Source organism: Nitrospirillum pindoramense, assembly GCF_007827955.1.
Classification (GTDB): Bacteria; Pseudomonadota; Alphaproteobacteria; order Azospirillales; family Azospirillaceae; genus Nitrospirillum; species Nitrospirillum amazonense_B.
In genome coordinates, this window is sequence record NZ_VITR01000017.1 from 28,041 (window position 1) to 49,239 (window position 21,199).

The following is a 21,199-nucleotide window of genomic DNA, read 5'->3' on the forward strand; positions in this document are numbered from 1 at the left end:
TCTTGCGACGCAAACCAAAAACGTTAACCAATGAGCAACAAAACCGCATTGACCCTGGGCCGCCGCTTAAATTTTGATGGACCTACAAACGGGTCTAAAGAACAACGGGGGCAAATGATGGGTCGGTCTACCCAATCTTCGCTTTTTTTCCAGAAGCTTAACCGCCTGCGCCTTTCTTTGATGGTGGGTGCGGCCATCGGCACGGTGGGCGCCGCATCGGGCGCCTGGGCGCAGCAGCAGGGTGGGGAGGCTGCCCCGACGCCGGCGCCGGCGCCGCAGATGCAAGTGGCCCAGGCCGCCTCGTCGACCGATACGGGCGACACCAGCGGATCGCAGCAGTCCAGCTCCCTCAACGAAATCGTCGTGACCGGCTCGCGCATCAAGCGCACCAACTTCGACACCATGCAGCCCGCCGAGGTCATGGGCGCCGACGAGATCAGCAAGCGCGGCTTCACCAACCTGGGCCAGGCGCTGCAAGAGCTGCCGGCCTTCAGCGTGCCGGGCAACAGCCCGGTGGGCAGCCAGGGTTCCTTTGGCGCTGGCCAGACCTACGTCAACCTGTACAATCTCGGGTCCCAGCGCACCCTGACGCTGGTCAACGGTCGCCGTTTCGTCTCCTCCGCCAGCTCGTCCATCTTCGGCGCCGTCGCCGGCAGCCCGGTGGACCTGTCGGCCATCCCCACGTCGCTGGTTGAGCGCGTGGATGTGATGGCGGTGGGTGGTGCGCCCACTTACGGCTCTGACGCCATCGCCGGTACCGTCAACATCATCCTGAAAAAGGATTACCAGGGTGCCGACGTCAGCGTCTCCAGCGGCCTGTCGGAATACGGCGATGCCGCCGATTACAACGCGTCAGCCGTGCTGGGCCGGAATTTCAACAACGGCCGCGGCAACATCACCGTCGCCGTTCAGTATGACAAACAGAATGGTCTGACGGACGAAGACCGCAAGGGGACGGCCGGCAGCGCCGGCAACTTCTTCGGCAGCGCCACCAAGGGCCAAACCTTTACCCAACAGCTGTACTCTGGCGGCGAGCATTACAACGTCTTCACCAACACCGGCATGCCCATGGTGGACGACGGCGTGCCCATTTCCCGGGGCAAGGCTTCATCCGCCATCACCAATGATGCCGGACAGGCCCTATTCTTTGGCCCCAATGGCCAGCTGACGCCCTTCATTAATGGCCAGTTGACGGGCAGCTCCCTTTATCAGGCGGGCGGCAGCGGCTTCCCCATTGGCGACTTCGGCAACTTGCTGACGGAAAGCAACCGGACCCAGGTCACGCTGCTCAGCCATTATGACCTGACCGACCATATCCGTTTCAACACCGAGCTGTGGTACGGCCATCTGCGCGCCGCCAACCTGCGCGACCAGCCCTATTACAACACCGCCCTGTTCGGCAACGCGGGCGACGTCAACGGCAACCTGATCCTGAACACGAACAACCCTTATCTGAGCGCCGCCGACCGCCAGACCATCATCAACAACCTGACCGCCAACGGTGCCGACCCCAGCACCTTCTACATGGCCCGTGCCAATACGGACCTGGCCACCGGCGCCTTCCGCACCACGACCGACATCTATCGCGTGGTGACAGGCCTGGAGGGCGACTTCTCCGCCCTCAACCGTACCTTCAACTGGGAAGTGACGGGCACCTACGGCAAGTCGGACACGTCGAATGACGACCGTCAGCTGGTGACCCAGAACTTCTTCAACGCCATCAACGCGGTGCGGGACAGCAGCGGCAACATCGTCTGCGCCCCGGGCTACACCAACGCCGCCATCGCCACGCTGAGCAGCACCTGCGCGCCGCTGAACGTCTTCGGCATCAACCAGGCGAGCAAGGCGGCGACGGATTACATCACCGCCATCGCCCATCCCAAGCAGAGCAACGCCCAGTACGACGTGCTGGCCGACATCGGCGGCACCATCATCAATCTGCCGGCTGGCGACGCCAAGTTCTCCGCCGGTTATGAATACCGCCGTGAAACGACGGCCTTCGATCCTGGCGCCTTCTATTATGGGCAGCCCAACGGCGATGGCACCCGCACCCAGTTCGGCAACAGCATTCCCATCGACCCGGTGGCCGGTGAGTACCACACCAACGAGGGTTTCACTGAGGTGAACATCCCCGTGGTGGCGCCGGACATGAAGGTGCCGCTGATCTACAATCTGGAGTTGGAGGGCTCGGCCCGCTTCGTCGACAACAACCTGACGGGTACCTTCTGGTCCTACACCGGCGGCGGCAGCTATCAGCCCATCCCGGACATCAAGTTCCGTGGCAACTACACCCGGTCGTTCCGCGCCCCGGCCGTGACGGAAGCCTTCAGCCCCAAGGGCCAGATCTTCGACACCGCCAACGATCCCTGCGACGCCCGCTACATCAACGGCGGCCCCAACCCCGCCCAGCGCGCGGCCAACTGCGCCGCCGCCGGCATCACCCAGCCCTTCACCTCCAACATCGTCGATTTCACCATCCCGGGCACCAGTTCCGGCAACCCCCACCTGCAGAACGAGATCGCCGACAGCTGGACGGTGGGCACGGTGCTGCGTCCGCGTTATATCCCGAGCCTGACGCTGTCCGCCGATTACATCAGCATCGACATCAGCAACGAGATCTCGCAGCTGGGCGCGACGGACCTGCTGGACGCCTGCTATGACGGCGCCCCCGGCAATTCCTTCTGCAGCACCTTCACCCGTGACAGCACCGGCCAGGTGACGTCGGTGTCGGAGGGCTACTACAACGCGGCCATCGAAAGCTTCAAAGCTTTGCAGGCGGAGTTGAATTACGCCGTCAACCTCAGCGAGTTCGGCCTGCCGGACAATTACGGCGCGGTTGACTTCAGCGTCAACTACCTGCATACCTTCAGCCACTATTACAAGGTGGGCACGGGCGATAAGCAGTACACCGTGGGCGGGGTGCAGGAACCGCGCAACAACTTCACCGCCAACATCGATTACAAGAACGGTGGGTTGGATTTCCTGTGGCAGACCCAGTATTACAGCGAAACCCGCATCAGCGTGAACACGCCGCTGTCCAACTACCAGTACCCGGTCATGGACCCGTACGTGATGTACAACGCCTCGGTGGGGTATGAGTTCGACGGTGGCTATCGCCTTCGCTTCAATGTCGACAACGTGCTGAACTCCCACGTTCCCTTCCCGCAGGCTGGATACAGCACCACCCGGTACTTCAGCTCCATCCTGGGCCGCTACTATCGCCTGACGGCCGGTTACAAGTTCTGATCTGCTGTTAGGTAGGGCGGATAAAAAAAGGCCAGCCCCCGGTTCATCCCGGGGGCTGGCCAATATCCGTCACAGGTAGGGAGGAAGAGGCCTACCAGTGCACGGCCAGCCGCGCGCCGTAAGTCAATGGCGGGGCGAAGGTGAAGGAATAGACGTTGCTGCCGCCCTGAGAGGTGAAGGACGAATAGGTAAGCACCCGATTGTCCTCCAGGTTGCGGACATAGGCCATGAGGTCCCAGTGCCCGCTGGGCGCGTAATAGGCCAGGCTGAGGTCGGTCTGGTGATAGCCCGGCTGCCGGTCCGCCAGCAAATTGTAGGGCGTGAGGTAGTAGGCGGACAGATAGCGCCCCTGCGCCGTGGCGACCAGATCGCCCCAACTGAAATTAAAGGTGTGCTCCCAGCTCATCCCCAGGGTCCACTTGGGCGACTGCGGCGGGGTGTTGCCCTTCAGGTCCACCGACACGCTGCCAGGGTCCGAGACGCTGCTGACGATGACCGCCTGGGCGCCCGTGAACTTGGTGAACTCGGCGAAGAGATAGTTTGCGGAGAAATGCACCTTGTCGGCCTTGGTGGGCATCACCGTCACCTCGGCCTCGACCCCATCCATGGTGGAGGCGCCGGCGTTCTGTGTGGATAGGACGCTGAGGCCCGTGCCGTCGTTCGTGGGGACGAAGGTGGCCACCTGCTGGCCGGTGTAATCGTAGTGGAACAGGTCGCCGTTCACCTCCAGCCGGTTGTTCCAGAATCGGTTCTTGGTGCCGATCTCGTAGGCCCGCAAATCTTCCGGCCCGTAGGTGTTCACCGTGGTGAAGCCGCCGGACTTGTAGCCGCTGCTGGCCTTCACATAGACCATGCTGTCCGGCGCCACCTGCCAATCCAGCCCCACATGCCAGTTGGTGCGATACCAGGAGCCCTGGCCGCCCACGTCCAGCGGCGTGTAGGCGATGGTGTGGCCGCCGCTGCCGAAGTATTGGCCGAAATTCAGCGTGTTCTGGGTACCGACGCGGGACTTTTCGTCATGCGTCCACCGCACGCCCTGGGTGAAGGTCAAGCTGTCGGTCAGCGGCTCCGACACCTGGGCGAACAGGGCGGTGGAGGTGGCTTTCACGTTGGGATAGTTGAACTTGACCGTGTAGACGTCGCGCGCGCCGTTGAACGCGGTCGCCGGCGTGAACAGGCCGCTGTCGGTCAGTTGGTCCTCATTGGAATAATAGACGCCGGTCTGCCAGTTGAAGGGGCTGCCCGCCACGCTGGACAGGCGGAATTCATGGCCCTGGGTCGTGTAGTCGCTACGGCTGTCATAGTCGACCACCTGGGTGGCGGTGCCACTGATGTCGTTCAACTGATGGCTGGTGACGCGGCGATAGCCGCCGACATAGGTCAGCCGGGCCCAGTCGAAGTCATAGTTCAGCTCCCACCGCAGATCGGACTGGGCCAGGTGAAAGAAGCCCTTCATGTCCAGCGGCCAGTTGGAGGTGTTGCCCAGATCCGGCACATAGGTGGAGGGTACCTTGCCCAGCGTCGCCGGAGTGCTGGGCAGCAGGAAGCCGCTGGGCTGGGTGCCAACGCCGCCGGCCCGCATGTATTCCCCGGTGATCAGGGCGGAGAAGCGGTCCGTGGGGGTGTACAGCGCCCGGAGGCGAACGGCGCGCATCTGGGCGTCGTCCGACTTGCCGTTGTCCCCATGGTCGCGATAGCCGTCGCGGTCATTGGTCATGAAGGACGCGCGCAGCGCCAGCGTCTCACTGACCGGGACGTTCACCATGCCCTGGGTGATGATGGAACCGTAGTTGCCGACGTCCAGGGAACCCGTAGCCTCATATTTATCGGACGGACGGTTGGTGATGATGTTGATGGCGCCGGCGGTGGCGTTGCGGCCGTACAGCGTCCCCTGCGGCCCGCGCAGCACCTCGACCCGGGCGATATCGAACATGGCGCCGTTCAGCCCCAGGGGCCGCGTCAGGTATTCACCGTCGAAGTTCAGGGACACAGCCGGATCGCCCAGTTCCGTCACGTCCTGGCTGGAGATGCCCCGGATGGTGATGACCGTGCTGTTGAGCCCGCCCCCGGCGAAGTTGACATCAGGCGCCGCGTTGCTGAGCGCGTCCACGCTGTTCACACCCAGATTGGCCAAGGCGTCCCCGGTGACCACGTCCATGGCGATGGGGGTCTTCTGCACGTCGGTCGCGCGCTTGGTCGCGGTCACGACGATATCCTGCAAGGTGGTTTCCTCTGCCGCGCCCGCCTCTTGCGCGTTCGACGATGACGCCGTCAACGCCACCATCGCCGTGCCCAGCATCAGGGCGCACGGCCCCCACATCTTCCGCATGCGCGTTCCCTCCCGGAACTAGAATTATTGTTCGAGTTCTTGGATAACCACTCCCTTGCCGAACTGTCAATGCGGCTTCACCGATACCCACCTATCAGTGAACTGAACATCACCCCAGCCGGAGATTAACTGTCCTCCCCTCACCGAAGACCATCGCCGGCCGCCATTTTTCTGGATTTTCGCTTTTAACGGCGCAAGCCGAAATCCCGTACGAGGGGTCCTGTCGAGCAAATGGCCTGGGATAGGTTTCGCAGAATTATTATTCTAATATATGCGGCCGGTTGAGGCGCGCGGCGCCCCTTCACCCCTCGGCAGACACGATCGGGGCGAGATGGCCGGCTTGATCCATCTCAGGGTGGACAAATGGCGGCCGGAATAGGATGCTGGCCAGCACATCGTTTCGGTTGCCAACCAACAGCCGAATAACCCACATAAGTAGCACCATGACGTCTTCCTCCCTGCTTCCCCTGTCGGCTGCGCTGACCGCCGCGCTGAGGTCCCTGGACCTCGGGCGCGTCCGGCGGGCGCCGAGGGCATGGGCCTGGGTGGTTCTGGCGGCGGTGCTGCTGCGCGGATTGATTCCCGTCGGCTACATGGTCAACACCGCCGGCGGGCCCGCCCCGTTCATGTTGTGCCCCGGTGTGCACGACCTGATGGACCGGGTGATGGATACTGCCCCCGTGGATGACGGCTTGGCCGCCGCCCCGTCCGCGCACGCCCACCACCATCACCCCGATGCGGAAGCCGGCGGTTGGCCGATACCAGGCCAGGCCGTTCCCCACGACCATCGGGCGGGCGGCGATCAGGACCATATGGGCCCCTGCGCCTTCGCCGCCCTGGCGGCGCTGGCTATCCCCCTGCTGCTGCTGGTCCTGGCCCTGCCCACCCGGCGCATCGGCCGGGCCTGGCGCCCCGTCACCCGGACCCGCCGCCCCCGGTCACGCCTGCCGGGCACACCGGGCGCCCGCGCCCCGCCCCTGGCGGCCTGAACGCCCGGGGTCCTTCACCCATCCACAGTGCGATACCGCGACCCGTCGCGGCCTCCGGGCATCCCAGCCATAGCCCGCCGTTCCGTCCCCGCCGCAGGGACGGGCGACGGCCCCCTGTCCTGAACGGTCATGCCGCCCGGATCATCCGGGCCGCCGCCGGCCGTTCCCCGAAGGATCGCCTTTCATGGTTCGCCCATCCTGGGTTCGCCCATCCCGGCGCCTGTCGCGCCGCCTGTTCACCGCCGCCGTCGCCCTGGGCGCCGGCCTGGCCGCGGGTCCGTCCCTCGCCACGCCTGAGGCCGATATCGACCTGGACTTGGCCGCCAACCCCATCATCATCACCGCCGACCGCCCCTCCATGGAGCGGTACGCGGCGCCGCAGACGGTGGTGGGTGTCACCGGCGTCGCGGTGATGGAAACGCAGAACGTCCTGGACAGCGAGGACGCGCTGAAATACCTGCCCAGTCTGTTCCTGCGCAAACGCAACAACGGCGACACCCAGGCCGTGCTGGCCACCCGCACGTGGGGGGTGAACTCCAGCGCGCGCACCCTGGTCTATGCCGATGACGTGCTGATCTCCGCCCTGATCGCCAACAACAACACCGTCGGCGCGCCGCGCTGGGGCCTGGTGGCGCCGGAGGAGATCGAGCGGGTCGACGTGCTATACGGCCCCTATTCCGCCGCCTATGCCGGCAACTCCATGGGCGGCGTGGTGCAGATCACCACCCGCACGCCGGAAAGGCTGGAGGCCGACGCCCGCCAGTCGGAAGCGGTGCAGAGCTTTGGCCTGTACGGCACGCACAAGGACCTGGTGACCTCGCAGACCAGCGCCCATGTCGGCGACCGGATGGGACGCTTCACCTGGTCGCTGAGCGCCAACTACCAGGACAGCGACAGCCAGCCGCTGAGCTTCGTCACCAACGGCAAGGTGCCGACGGGCACCACCGGCACCTTCCTGGCGCAGAACAAGACGGGGGCCGTGGCCGATGTCGTGGGCGCCAGCGGCCTGCTGCACACCCAGATGACCAACGCCAAGCTGAAGCTGGGATATGACCTGACGCCGGTCTGGCGCCTGAACTACACGGTGGGGTACTGGCAGAACGACGCGACGTCGGATGTGCAGACCTATCTGCGCGACAGCACCGGTGCCGCCACCTTCGCCGGCCTGTCCGGCTTCGCCAGCGGCAAGTATAGCCTGTGGCAAAGCCATCTGGCGCAGAGCGTCACCCTGCGCAGCGACAGCAAGGGCCCCTGGGACGCGGAGGTGACGGCCAGCCACTACGAGATGCTGGACGACATCCAGCGCACCCCCACCGGCGTGACCGCCAGCGGCACCGGATTCAGCACCGCCGGCCGCATCGCCCGCATGGACGGCACCAACTGGACCAACGTGGACGCCAAGGCCCTGTGGCGCACCACGCCGTCCAACACGGTCAGCGCCGGCCTGCACGCGGATCAGTACGAGCTGGTCAACCCCACCTACAGCACCAGCACCTGGCAGGGCGGCAGCGATCAGGGCCAGGGCCTGTACAGCAGCGGCCGGGGCAAGACCCAGACCCTGGCCCTGTGGGCGCAGGACGAATGGACCTTCCTGCCCGATTGGACCGCGACGCTGGGCGGCCGCCTGGAGCGGTGGCAAGCCTTCGACGGTTATAACTACAGCGGCGGCAAGGGGGTGGAGCAGCCGGACACGGAGACGGGCGCCTTCTCGCCCAAGGCCACCCTGACCTGGACGCCCGCCGCCGAATGGCACGTCACCGCCTCTTTCGGCGAAGCCTACCGCTTCCCCACGGTCAGTGAGCTGTACCAGCTGGTCCAGACGGGCACGACCTACACGGCACCCAACGCCAACCTGAAGCCGGAGCGGGTGTTGAGCGGCGAGCTGGCGGTGGAACGCACGTTCACGGATGGGCGCGTGCGGCTGTCGCTGTTCCAGGAGAACACGCACGACGCCCTGATCGCGCAAACGGCCTTCCTAACGGGCGCCACGCCGGTCAGCTACACCGTGAACGTGGATGAGGTGCGCAACCGCGGTGTGGAGCTGGCCGCCAGCCAGCGCGACGTTCTGGTCAAGGGGCTGGAGCTGTCGGGCAGCGTCACCTATGTCGACAGCACCATCCTGTCCGATCCCAACTTCGCCAGCAGCGCCGGCACCACGGCCACGGGCAAGCATGTGCCCTATGTTCCCGACTGGCGCGTCACGCTGGCGGCGACATACCGGCCGGATGAGCAATGGGCCTTCACCATCGCCGGTCGCTATAGTGGAAAGCAGTATTCGACGCTGGACAACACCGACAGCGTCGCCAAGGTATTCGGCGCCTTCGACAGCTTCCTGGTCGCCGATGTCCACATCAACTACAAGGTGCTGGACAATTTGACGCTGGACCTGGGCGTCGACAATCTCAATGATGAGAAGTACTTCCTCTACCATCCCTTCCCGGGGCGGACTTTCTTCGGCGGCCTGAAAGTGTCGCTCTGACGCCCGGTCACGTCACCCGTTTCCCCTTTCATCTCAAGGATACGCCCATGACCTACCGTACCGTCGCGGCCTCCGCCGCCGCCTTCGTCATCGCCCTGGGCCTGGCCGGCACCGCCGCCGCCCATGCCCACCTGAAGCGTTCCGTCCCCACCGCCAGCGGCACCACCGCCGCGCCGACGCAGGTGGAGGCCTGGTTCACCGAGGATCTGGAACCCAAGTTCAGCACCATCACCGTCACGGGCCCCGGCCCCAACGGGGCCAAGGTGGACAAGGGCGACACCCACACCGACCCGGCCGACGCCAAGCACCTGATCGTCAGCATCGACGGCGCCGCCCCCGGCACCTACACCGTGAACTGGGCCGTCACTTCGGTCGACACCCACAAGTCCCAGGGCAGCTTCACGTTTGAGGTTCAGAAGTAAGGCGCCTAAACAGTTCCCATGAGCACGTTGGAAACCGGCCTGGCCATCGCCCGGGCGCTACACATCGCCCTGGCCCTGGCCGCCTGGGGCCTGCCCGCCTTCGCCCTGCTGGTGGTGGGCAAAGCCCCGCCCGGCGAAGCCCGTGACGGGCTGGCCGCGACCTTGCGCCGCTGGACCGGGCGGGCGACGGCGGCGGCCTTGGCATCCGGCTTGGTTTGGTTCGCGGCGCAGGCCGCCGTGTTCGTGGGAAGCGCCACCCCCGCCGCCGTGATGGGCGCCCTCGCCCCCACGGCGGCCACCCGCTATGGCCATGTCATGCTGCTGCGGCTGGCGCTGCTGGTCGCGGCGCTGGCCGTGGGCCGCCAGACGTCTATCAGAACGCTGGCGACTGTGCTGGGCCTGTCGCTGGCCCTGCATGCCGGTGTCGGCCATGTCGCCGTCACCCTGGATGCCGCCAGCCTGCCCGGCCTGCTGGCGGAGGTGCTGCACCTTTTGGCCGCCGGCGCCTGGCTGGGCGGCATGGTGGGCCTGTTGATGGCCCTGTCTAGCCGGAGCTTGGCGGCCGACCTGGCCGTGCGCTTCTCGCCGTTGGGCGTCACCTGCGTCACCCTGCTGGCGGCCACCGCCCTGCTGAACGGCGTGACACTGATCGGCACTCTGGCCGGCCTGATCGGCACCACCTACGGCCACATCGCCATCGCCAAGGCCGGCCTGTTCGCCTTGATGCTGGGTTGCGCGGCGCTGAACCGCTGGCGTATCGCCCCGGGCTTGGCGCGGGGCACCGTCTCCCTGGGGGCGCTGCGGGCCTGCGTGCTGGTGGAATTGGGCCTGGGCACCGCCGTCGTGGCCTTGGCCGCCTGGCTGGCCAGCATCGTGCCGGGCGTGCATGACCAGCCGCTATGGCCCTTCGCCCGCAAGCTGAGCGGCGAAATCCTGTCCGATCCCGATTACGGCTCCATGGCCTGGAAAGCCTTGGGACTCACGACCCTAGGAATTATAGCCCTGATCGGTGTCGCCTTCCCGCCGGGGAAAGGAGCTTGGCGGCGCCCATCATTAAAGCGCAGGGCCGTTGAGGCGGTGCTCGCCGCCGGCTTTCTATGGTTCGGCATCCCCGATCTGGACCTGCTGACGGTGGAGGCCTTCCCCACCAGCTATTGGTCCTCCCCCACCGGGTTCACCGCCGCCTCGGTGGCGCAGGGTGCCGCCCTGTTCCCCGGCCACTGCGCCCGCTGCCATGGCGTCGGGGGTGCCGGCGATGGGCCGGACGCGGCCAAGCTGAGCATCCCGCCGGCCGACCTGACCGCCCACCACCTGCTGGACCATAGCGAGGGCGACATCTTCTGGTGGCTGACCCACGGCATGCCCGACCCCGATGGCAAGCTGGTCATGCCGGCCTTCGCCGACCAATTGTCGGAGGATGAGCGCTGGGCCCTGATCGACTACATCCACACCCTGAACAGCGGCACGACGGTGGCGGAGGCCAAGGGCGTGTGGACCTGGGGCATGCCCGCGCCGGAACTGGACCTGAACTGCCCGGCTGAAAGCGCGCTGGCCAGGGCCGGCAGCTTGGCCGATCTGGCCGGCCACCCCCTGCTGCTGGCCATCGGTTATGCCGAGGTGCCGCCGCAAGCGGTGGCGGCGGTGCAGGCGACATCGGTGGTGCCCATCATCGTCAGCACCGATCCCGACCGGGCCCCGCCCGCGACCGCCTGCGGCAGCACCAGCCCGGAGGCGACCGTGGCCTATCGCACCATCGGCGGCGCGCCGGAGGGGCCGCTGCTGGTGTTGGTGGACAGCCGGGGCGCCCTGCGCACGGTATGGCAAGGCCCCTTCCCGGCCACACCGGCCGCCGTCGCCCTGCTGACCGCCAAGGCGGAAGAAGCCGAACGCCATCCCTTCGCGACCGGCGGCGGCGGGCACCACCATCACTGAGTGGTAGGAATTTCAGGCGGCGCCGGTGTCGGCCTTGAGACCCAGCGGGCCGCCCACGGCCTGCAGCGCCGCCACCGCGCAGATCTCGTCATTGTCGGAGGTGTCGCCGGACACGCCGACCGACCCCACGATGCGGCCCTCGGCATCGCGGATCAGCACACCGCCGGGCACCGGCACCATCTTGCCATCGGCCAGTTCGATGGCGGCGGTGAAGAAGGCCGGCATCTTGGCGGCGCGCTGCGCCAACTCGCGCCCGCCGAACCCCATGCCCAGCACGCCCCAGGCCTTGCCGGTGGCGATCTGCGGCCGCAGCAGGCTGGAGCCGTCGTCGCGGGCCAGCGCCACCACATGGCCGCCGGCATCCAGCACGGCGGCGGTCAGCGGCGCGAAGCCGCGTGCCTTGCCCTCGGCCAGGATGGCCTCCACCAATTTCAGCGCCACGGCGCAGGTCAGGACGGTCATCGTGTTCTCCCACAAGGTGACTTATACCAAGGAGCGATGATTTCCATTCATCGCTCCTTGGTATCGGCGGCGACTGCCGCCGCGCGCCATAAGGCGCGGAAGCCAAGCCGCCGGATGGCGGCGCCGGCGATTGAGGGCGATGGGCCTGGCCATAGGTCAGGATCATCGCTACTTGGTATTATTGGGCCTCACTGTGCCATAGGCCCAGCTCAGCGGCACGGTCGCGGGTGTAGACGTCCGTCCATTTCAGGCTGCTGAGGTGGGTGACCTTGTACGGGTCATAGCGCCGCGCCTCCACGGCAACCGGCACGCCACCGATATGGACGGCCGTGACGACGCCCGGTCGCTGCAGCACGGCGACATCGGCCAGCGGATCACCGTCCACGAAGATGAAGTCTGCCCGCCGGCCGGGGTCGATGGCACCCAGGGTATGACCGCGCGGCATGGCCCGGGATGAGACGCTGGTGGCGGCGCGCAGGGCCTGGGCGGGCGAGAAGCCCAGCCAGTCCACCAGGATCTCGATCTCGCGCGCGTGCCATTCGCCATAGGGGGTGACGGCGAAGCCGCTGTCGCTGCCGGTCATGAAAGGCACGCCGGCCTGGCGCATGCGGGTCAGGGTGCGCTTCGCCACCTCGATGACGCGACGCTGCGCACCCTGGTAGCCCGAGCCGGCGGTGGGCTCATGCGGTTGCCCGAATTCCACGTTGTTGCGCAGGAAGGTCAGGGTGGGGCTGACATGGCTGCCGGATTTCAGCATGGCCTCGATGCATTCATCATCGGCGAAGAAGGCATGGTTGATCACGTCCACCCCGGCCCGCGCGGCGTACAGCACCGCCTCTTTACCATAGGCATGGGTCACCACCTTTTTGCCCAGGCGGTGGGCCTCCGCCACCATGGCGCCGATCTCCTCCTGCGTGAAGGCGGCGATGTGGGTGCCATCCTCGCGGAAATGGGTGCCGTCCATGGCGATCTTGATGACGTCAACCCCCGCCTTGGCCTGGCGGCGCACCTCCTCGATCTGGGCGTCGCGGGTGGTGCACAGGCGGCCCGTCACATAGTCGGGCGTGCCGACATGCTCGGGAAACCAGTCGTTCAGGCTGTGCCGGTTGGCGATGACGCAGCTGCTGGCGGCGATGCGGGGGCCGGTGAACAGGCCGGCGTTGATGGCGTCGCGGACGGAGATGCTGCAATTGCCGGCGTCGCCCGGCACGACGATGGAGGTATAGCCGGCCGCCAGCACGCGCTGCGCGAAGAACAGGCCCCGCAGGGCCCGGAACTCCGGCGTGCCCCAGAAGTCGATATCCTCCTCGCCACGGGCGTTGCCGAAGACGATGTGGGTGTGGGCGTCCACCAGGCCGGGCATGACGAAATGGTCGCCGGCGTCGATCACCGTGTCGGTGGCGGCCGGCGCGGGGGCGTCCCCGGTGGGGCCGACCTGGGTGAACAGGCCATCCTCGATCACCAGGGTCTGGTCGGCGCGGGCGCCATCCTCAAGCCCGGTGAACAGGCGACGGCAGCGGACGATGGTGCGCGGCATGGCTTGGTCTCCCCTCCCTGGGTTCTTGTTGAGGGAACGCTAGGCGGCCAGGCGGGCCCTTGGGAAATGGATATTTCCGCTGCGAATCTATCGTCCCCGCGCATAGCCGCCGTCCTCCGACCCATCGGTTTCGTCCATACATCGGCATGGAAAGGAACGGTTTTTATCAAAGGCGACCGCCCCCTTAAGGTTCAGCGTGGATCGCCCCGCAGGAGAGGGCGGCCCCAACTCGGGAGATGAACGCCTCATGAATATCATCGGACCGGACGCCCTGGTGTTCGGTGTCGACGATGTCGACGCCTGCAGCCAATACCTGACGGACTATGGCCTGACGCCCGCCGGCGACGGCCGGTTCGAGGCGCTGGACGGCACCTGCGTCATCGTTCGTGCCGCCGACGATCCCCGCCTGCCACCCGCCATCGGCCCCGCCCCGTCCATTCGCGAGATCGTCTACGGCGTGGGCGACGCGGAGACGCTGGAGGCCATCGCCGCCGAGCTGTCCAAGGACCGTGAAGTGCGCCGGGGCGAGGACGGCAGCGTGCATGCCGACGACGATTCCGGGTTCCACCTCAGTTTCGCCCTGACCATCCGCCGGCCGTTCACCGCCCCGGCCGACCTGACCAACGCCCCCGGCCACCCGCCGCAGCGCGGGCCCAACCTGGTGGGCATCGACATCGACATGAAGGCGGAGCCGCGCACCCTGTCGCATGTGGTGCTGTTCGTGCCCAACATGGAGCAGGCGGAGGCCTTCTACGTCAACCGCCTGGGCTTCCGCGTGACGGACAAGTTCACCGGCGTGGGCCCTTTCCTGCGCCCGGCGGGGACGGACGATCATCACACCCTGTTCCTGATCCAGACGCCGCCCTTCATGAAGGGGGTGGAGCACTTCACCTTCCATATGGGCAGCGGGACGGAGGTGCTGCTGGCCGGCACCCGGTTCGAGGCCAAGGGCTACACCACCTTCTGGGGTCCAGGCCGCCACTTCTTCGGGTCGAACTGGTTCTGGTACTTCAACAGCCCCTTGGGCTGTCACGTGGAGTACGACGCCGACATGGACCTGCACGACGACAGCTGGGAAGCGCGTCACCGTCCCGCGGGTGCCGACACCTCGCAGCTATTCCTGTTCACGGCACGGGAAAAGTGGTTCCCCAGCGGCCCGCCGCCCAAGGGCGGCGCGCACTGAGGTGACCGCCGACACCGAAAACCCCGGGGGCGCCTCCGCCCCCCGGGGCAAGATTGTGCTGTGCCCGGTGGCCGCGCTGCCGCCCGCCGGGCAGGCGCGGGGTTTCGACCCCGCCGGGGCCGGCCGCGACACCGTCTTCGCCTTGCGCCGGGGCGACCAGGTGCTGGTTTACCGCAACCACTGCCCCCACCAGGGCGTGCCCCTGGAATACCGCAAGGACCGCTTCCTGTCCGGTGACGGCCAGCGCATCCTCTGCTATGCCCACGGTGCCCATTTCGATGCCGACACCGGCCTGTGCATCGAGGGTCCCTGCCGGGGCGAGTCCCTGCTGGCGCTGCCGGCGTTCGTGGACGACGGCTGGCTGACATTGGCGGTACCGCCGGACAGTCCCCTGCTACGCTGACCTCGGCAGGAACGCTGTCACCTCCCTGTCATAGAACATTCAGCCGAAGGCGAAATGTCGCATCCCCAACCCTAAGTCGCGTCCCGTAGGCTTTCTGGAAAGAAAAGACGGGCATGGGGAAAATCACCACGAAGCGACCCAGAAACGTATCGCAACGATAAACTGGGAGACTTCATATGGGATTTTGCGGCAATGCGCGGGCCACCGCGCATGAACGGCGTCGTCTGCGCGCCTTTACCGCCCTGACGCTTCTGGCCTCGACCTCCTTGGTATCCACCGCCTGGGCGGCGACGGCGCCCGCCGACAATACAGACATCACCGACATCGTCGTCACGGGCACCCGCCGCATCGACCGGTCGGTGGCCGACAGCCCCTCGCCCGTCGACGTCTTCACGCCGGAAGACCTTGAGCGGCAGGCGGGCAGCGACACCCAGGACCTGATCCGCACCCTGGTCCCCTCCTTCAACGTTGGCCATTTCTCCAGTGACGATGGCTCGGGCATCGTGCGGCCGCCGACGCTGCGCGGTCTTCCGCCCGACGAGACCCTGGTGCTGATCAACGGCAAGCGCTTCCACCGCTCGGCCCTGGTGCAGATCGCCGGCGACGCCCAGACCTCGGGCTCGCAGGGCGCCGACCTGAACCAGATCCCCGCCATCGCCATCAAGCAGTTGGAGGTGCTGCGCGACGGTGCCTCCGCCCAATACGGGTCCGACGCCATCGCCGGCGTCATGAACTTCACCCTGAAGGATGCCGACCACGGCGGCAGCGTCATCGTGCAATGGGGCCAGGATTATGCCGGCGACGGCGCCACCGGCCATATCCAGGTGAATTCCGGCCTGCCCCTGGGCGACAAGGGCTTCGTCAACATCAGCGCCGAATACCAGAAGAACGACCCCACCGACCGCGGGGTGGAGCGCTCGGACGTGACCGCCCTGAAGGCGTCCGGCTATAACCCGGGTCCCAATGGCTACCCCACGCCCAACCAGCGCTGGGGCGACAACGCAGTGGAGGCGGAACGGCTGTTCATCAACAGCGGCATCGACCTGACCGACAATTCCAAGATCTATCTGTTCGGCAACTTCGGCCACAGCAACGAGAAGGAAAGCTTCTACTACCGCGACCCGGTCAGCAGTTGGCTGGGCACGACCTTTCCCTTGACCAGCGGTGGCAATTTCTCCTGGGCCAGCGTCTATCCCGGCGGCTACCATCCCTGGTTCTACGGTGACATCCTGGATAGCAGCATCACCGGCGGCTACAAGACCACCCTCAAATCCGGCCTGATCATCGACGCCAGCGCCAGCTATGGCCGGGATGAGGTGCGGTACAACATGACCAACACCGTCAACCCCTCGCTGGGCCCCAGCAGTCCCACGCAGTTCTATGTCGGTACCCAGACGCAGGAGGAGACGGACCTCAACCTGGACCTGACCTACCCGGTCCATATCGATTGGCTGGCCAGCCCGCTGACCCTGGCCGGCGGCGCCGAATACCGGCGCGAGACCTACACCATCACCCCGGGCGACGCCGCCTCCTACACCTCCGGCGCCTATGCCGCCTATGTGCCGGTGGGGTCCAACGGCATGCCGGGCTTCACGCCCACCGACGCCGGCCAGTTCCCGCGCAGCAACTACGCCTTCTACGCCGACGCCGAAGCGGACGTGATCAAGGACCTGAGCCTGGGCTTCGCCCTGCGCTATGAAGATTTCAGCGACTTCGGCAGCACCACCAACTGGAAGGTCACCGGCCGCTATCAGCTGACCGACTGGGTCGCCGTACGGTCCTCCGTCAACACCGGCTTCCGCGCGCCCACACCAGGCCAGGAGAACGTCTCGAAGGTCACCACCATCTTCCAGAACGGCAACCCGGTGGAGCAGGGCACCTATCCGGTGAACAGCGCCATCGCCCGTTATTACGGCTCGCAGGCGCTGAAGCCCGAGACGTCGTTCAACATCGCCGGCGGTCTGGTCTTCGACCTGCCCTACAAGGTCAACCTGACCGTCGACTACTACAACATCAAGGTCGAGGACCGCATCGGCATCACCAGCACCTATTCGGTGACGGCGGCCGACATCCTGGCCCAGCCCGCCTTGGCGGCGGTGGGCGTCGGCGGCCAGGTGAACTATTTCGCCAACGGCTTCGACACCCGTACCCAGGGCGTCGACATCGTCGCCAACAAGACCTTCGACCTGGAGGCGGCGGGAGAGTTGCACGCCACGGCGGCCATGAACATCAACCACACGGTCGTCACCAAGTACAACCCCACGGTCATCGGCCTGGGCCAGGTGCAGGATCTGCAGAACGAAAGCCCCCACTACCGCGCCACCCTGACGGGCGTGTGGGACATCGGCAAGTTCAGCATCCTGGGCCGTGCCAGCTATTTCGGCGCCTGGGAGGACAACGTCAGCATCTGCGGCACCACCTGCCTGGGGCAGAACTTCGATCCCGCCTGGATCTTCGACGCCGAGGTCTCCTACAAGGTGCTGGAGGATCTGACCGCCAGCATCGGCGGCCAGAACGTGGGCGACAAGTACCCCGCCAAGATCCGGCCGGAGTTCGGCACCTATGGCGTGGGCCAGCAATATTCCTTCAGCAGCCCCTACGGCTACGACGGCGGCTATTATTATGTGCGCCTGAAGTACGACTTCTAAGCCTGCGGCGCCGTTGGCGCCACAGGCCCCCTTCCTCGGGTTGGCCCCCTGGAAGGTTCCTGAGGGCCGCCGGACTTCCCGCCGGCGGCCCCTTTTTTATGGTTGGCCTGACAGGGCGGCGGCATCATCGGGAAGAGCGGAGCCCGCTCGCTTCCCGGAGGGATCATGCGCCTTGCCCCGTGGCTGACCGCCGTCTGCCTTCTGACACCCGGGGCCGCCATCGCGCAAACCATGCCGCCGGCCCGTCCGGGCCCCACCATCGCGGCGGCCAGCGCCTGGGTGGAGGAAGCGTCGACGGACTGCGGCCAAGGACCCGTCTGCCTGGGGGCCCGCTCCTCCCTGCTCAATTCCGCCATGGCCGTGTTCATGGGCCTGCCCTGTGCCGATGGGGGAAGCTGCGGCCCTGCGGAAGCCGCCCTGCGCGACAAGGCCACGGCCGTTTATACGGCCGTGAAGGCCCAGTCGCGCGACGCGAGGATGCCGCTCACCGCCGATGCCCTGGCGGACAGCGGCACGGACGCAGCCGGCTTCAGCGCCACCCTGGATACCTGGATCTCCACAGCACAGGGCGACTGCGGCCTGGGGCAGCGGCTGTGCGTCCTGGGACAGCTATGGCTTCTGACCCAAGCGGATCAAGCGGCCCGCAGCGGCCCACCCTGCGATGGGATGGCCGACTGCAAAGCGGCCCGCCTCACCCTCATGCGCCAAACCGACCAGCGGCTGGACGCACCGAAACGGCGCATCCTGGCCCTGATGCCTTGGCCCCTGAGCACCACCTGGGGCCCCGCCGCCAGCAATGGCGCCTGGTTGCTGGTGCAACACGCCGACGCCGACCCCGCCTACCAACAGCGGGAATTGGGGATATTGCTGAGCCAGGCGACCCTGCCGCCCGACGAACGCCGCCACGCCGCCTACCTCATCGACCGGCTGGCCACCGCGTCCCAGCGGGAACAGGTCTATGGCACCCAAGGCTGGTGCGACGGGAAACGATGGGTCTCACTGCCGACCCGGGACCCCCGCCATCTGGACGACCGCCGGCACGCCGTGGGGATGGGGCCGATGGCTGCCTACCGTGAAGAAGTCGCCCGGATTTGCCAGTGATGCGGACAGGCAGCAGCGCAGACCATCGAGGTCGATCGGTGAAATTAATAAAGCGGAAACCAAATAAGACTAAGGCAGCATCATGGAAATGGAAGTTGATTATAAAATACGAGCAGGGCGCGAACATATCCATTGGTATGTGATTAAAGCAATTAACCATTCCCAATTGATCTGGATCACCTGAGCAGAAGACTACATATGTATCTTGTCCTGGATAAGTGCCGACTTGACGGGCCACCACCATCCAGGAAACCGCCATGCGTTTTAAATCCTTACAGACCAAAATCAGTTTGCTTTCCGCGCTGTGCGTCCTGGGGGCGACGGGCGCCCTGGTCGGCTATGGGCTGATCGCGTCCAGCAACACCAAGACCTTCGTTGGCGATCAGGTCGGGCAACTGACCGACAACAAGACGCGGGAAAGCCTGCAGACCCTGGCCTCCACCCAGGCCGGTATCGTCCGGTCCACCCTGGATGGGGCGTTCGACAGCGCCCGCGACATGGCGCGCACGTTCGAGGTGCTGGCCGACGCCCAGGACAAGGTCAGCACCGCGCCGGCACTGCGCCGCGCGCAGTTCAACGCCGTGCTGCTGAACGTGCTGAAGGCCAACCCCCGGTTCAACGGAACCTACAGCGCCTGGGAGCCCGACGCCCTGGACGGCCAGGACGCCGCCTTCAAGGACAAGCATGAAGTGGGCTCCGATGCCACGGGCCGCTTCCTGCCCTATTGGACGCGCGACGCCTCGGGCCACATCGCCATCCAGCCATTGGTGGAATATGACAGCCATGCGCTGCACCCCAACGGCGTCATGAAGGGCGGATGGTATATCGGGCCGCAGGGCGGCGGCGGCGAAAGCATCCTGGACCCCCTGCCCTACATCGTGCAGGGCAAGAGCGTCTATCTGGCCACCATGTCCGTGCCGATCACGATCGACGGCAAGTTCCGCGGCGTCGCCGGTGCCGACTTCGACCTGGCGTTCGTGCAGCAATTGGCCGAGCAGGTGAAGGCGTCGGTCTTCGGCGGCAAGGCATCGATCACCATCATCAGCCACAAGGGCCTGATCGTCGCGTCCAGCGAACATCCCGACTCCATCGGCAGCTCTTTCGAGCGCTTCGACCACAACTGGCAGGCCGACCTGGCGGTGATCCAGGCCGGCAAGCAGCAGGTGACGGTGGACACGGCCTCCGATTCCATCAAGGCGTTCGCCCCCATCACCCTGGGGCGGACCAAGACACCCTGGTCCGTGCTGGTGGACGTGCCCCGGTCCGTGGCGATGGCGGAGGCGACAGCCCTGGACGGCGCGCTGCAGCAGCGCAGCAACCGCGACACAGCGCTGCAACTGGTCGTGGCCCTGGCCATCGCGGCGGGCGCAGTCGGCGGCATGTGGTTCGTGGCCCGCGGCATCGCCCGCCCCATCCGTGCCAGCGCCCACTTCGCCGAGGATGTGGCCGCCGGCCGGGCGGACAAGGACCTGGTGGTCGATCAATTGGACGAGACCGGAACCCTGGCGCAGGCCCTGAACAAGATGGCGGCCGACCTGAAGCGTGCCGAGGCGGAACGCGGGGCCATGCAGGCCGCCGCCGAGGAAGAGCGGCGGGAAACCCTGGGCCGCATGGCGAATGAGCTGGAGGCCAGCGTCAAGGCGGTGGTGGCCACCCTGAGTGGCGCCGCCGATCAGATGGGCGGTGCCGCCACCAGCATGACAGCAACGGCGGACCAGACCAACAGCCAGGCCAACCTGGTGGCCGAAGGCTCGCAGGAGGCCAGCACCAACGTGCAGACGGTCGCCGCCGCCACGGAGGAACTGTCGGTCTCGATCAAGGAGATCGCCAGCCAGGTGGCCAAGTCCACGACCATCGCCACGGACGCGGTGCGCACGGCGGACGCCGCCAACGTCCAGATCATGGGCCTGACCACGGCGGCGGAGAAGATCGGCAACGTGGTGGAGCTGATCTCCTCCATCGCCGGCCAGACCAACCTGCTGGCGTTGAACGCCACCATCGAGGCGGCCCGGGCGGGCGACGCCGGCAAGGGCTTCGCCGTCGTGGCGTCGGAAGTCAAAAGCCTGGCCAACCAGACGGCCAAGGCGACCGACGAGATCGCCCAGCAGATCGCCAACATGCAGCAGGTGGCCCGGGAATCCGCGACCACCATCCAGGGCGTGGGCCGCGTGATCGAGGAGATGCGCAGCATCACCACCGGCATCGCCTCGGCGGTGGAGGAACAGAACGCCGCCACCGCTGAGATCGCCCGCAACGTCCAGCAGGCGGCCAGCGGCACGCAGGAGGTCACGGTCACCATCCAGGGCGTCACCCAGGCCGCGGCCGACACACGGGAGGCGGCAAGCCAGGTCATGAAAGTCTCTGGCGAGATCTCCCACGAAACCGGACGTTTGGGTCAGGCCGTCGATGGCTTCCTGGCCAAGATCCGCGCGTCGTGACTAGGGCCCCGCGTCCGGTCCCGGCCCGCC

The 21,199-nt window shown here is 66.4% G+C and carries 13 protein-coding genes; 10 read left to right on the top strand and 3 right to left on the bottom strand.

What is annotated here, in order from left to right:
* Positions 1-180 precede the first annotated feature (180 nt).
* Complete coding sequence (locus tag FBZ90_RS23330; protein WP_145735400.1) at positions 181-3,246, top strand: TonB-dependent receptor domain-containing protein; 3,066 nt, start codon at positions 181-183, stop codon at positions 3,244-3,246.
* 91 nt (positions 3,247-3,337) lie between these two features.
* On the opposite strand, the gene FBZ90_RS23335 is transcribed toward FBZ90_RS23330, so the two are convergent.
* Complete coding sequence (locus FBZ90_RS23335; RefSeq protein ID WP_145735401.1) at positions 3,338-5,575, bottom strand: TonB-dependent receptor; 2,238 nt, start codon at positions 5,573-5,575, stop codon at positions 3,338-3,340.
* A gap of 443 nt (positions 5,576-6,018) precedes the next feature.
* Between FBZ90_RS23335 and FBZ90_RS23340 the strand changes: the two genes are divergently transcribed.
* From FBZ90_RS23340 to FBZ90_RS23355, 4 genes are all read left to right on the top strand, one after another.
* On the top strand, positions 6,019-6,564 hold the full coding sequence (locus FBZ90_RS23340) for a hypothetical protein (RefSeq protein ID WP_145735402.1): 546 nt from the start codon (positions 6,019-6,021) through the stop codon (positions 6,562-6,564).
* Positions 6,565-6,748: 184 nt separating this feature from the next.
* Positions 6,749-9,043 (top strand): TonB-dependent receptor, encoded by a 2,295-nt coding sequence (locus tag FBZ90_RS23345; protein WP_145735403.1) that lies wholly within the window; start codon positions 6,749-6,751, stop codon positions 9,041-9,043.
* A gap of 47 nt (positions 9,044-9,090) precedes the next feature.
* Positions 9,091-9,465, top strand: coding sequence for a copper resistance protein CopC (locus FBZ90_RS23350; RefSeq protein ID WP_145735404.1), 375 nt, complete (start codon positions 9,091-9,093; stop codon positions 9,463-9,465).
* Between the two features lie 18 nt (positions 9,466-9,483).
* Positions 9,484-11,397 (top strand): CopD family protein, encoded by a 1,914-nt coding sequence (locus FBZ90_RS23355; RefSeq protein WP_145735405.1) that lies wholly within the window; start codon positions 9,484-9,486, stop codon positions 11,395-11,397.
* A 12-nt stretch (positions 11,398-11,409) separates the two neighbouring features.
* Here FBZ90_RS23355 and FBZ90_RS23360 read toward each other — a convergent pair whose 3' ends face one another.
* Entirely contained in the window at positions 11,410-11,859 is a 450-nt protein-coding gene (locus FBZ90_RS23360; RefSeq protein ID WP_145735406.1) for a GlcG/HbpS family heme-binding protein, read from the bottom strand.
* A gap of 178 nt (positions 11,860-12,037) precedes the next feature.
* Entirely contained in the window at positions 12,038-13,396 is a 1,359-nt protein-coding gene (locus FBZ90_RS23365; protein WP_186456006.1) for a metal-dependent hydrolase family protein, read from the bottom strand.
* A 247-nt stretch (positions 13,397-13,643) separates the two neighbouring features.
* On the opposite strand from FBZ90_RS23365, the gene FBZ90_RS23370 reads away from it, so the two are divergent.
* From FBZ90_RS23370 to FBZ90_RS23390, 5 genes are all read left to right on the top strand, one after another.
* Positions 13,644-14,579, top strand: a complete 936-nt coding sequence (locus FBZ90_RS23370) for a VOC family protein (RefSeq protein ID WP_145735407.1) — start codon at positions 13,644-13,646, stop codon at positions 14,577-14,579.
* Between the two features lies 1 nt (position 14,580).
* Positions 14,581-14,982 (top strand): Rieske (2Fe-2S) protein, encoded by a 402-nt coding sequence (locus tag FBZ90_RS23375; RefSeq protein WP_246130766.1) that lies wholly within the window; start codon positions 14,581-14,583, stop codon positions 14,980-14,982.
* Positions 14,983-15,158: 176 nt separating this feature from the next.
* Positions 15,159-17,630 carry a TonB-dependent receptor plug domain-containing protein gene (locus FBZ90_RS23380; RefSeq protein ID WP_246130767.1) on the top strand — a complete coding sequence of 824 codons (2,472 nt, stop codon included), beginning with the start codon at positions 15,159-15,161 and terminating at the stop codon, positions 17,628-17,630.
* A gap of 165 nt (positions 17,631-17,795) precedes the next feature.
* Positions 17,796-18,731 carry a DUF6624 domain-containing protein gene (locus FBZ90_RS23385; protein ID WP_145735408.1) on the top strand — a complete coding sequence of 312 codons (936 nt, stop codon included), beginning with the start codon at positions 17,796-17,798 and terminating at the stop codon, positions 18,729-18,731.
* Positions 18,732-18,988: 257 nt separating this feature from the next.
* Entirely contained in the window at positions 18,989-21,169 is a 2,181-nt protein-coding gene (locus tag FBZ90_RS23390) for a methyl-accepting chemotaxis protein (RefSeq protein ID WP_145735409.1), read from the top strand.
* The last annotated feature ends 30 nt before the right edge of the window (positions 21,170-21,199 follow it).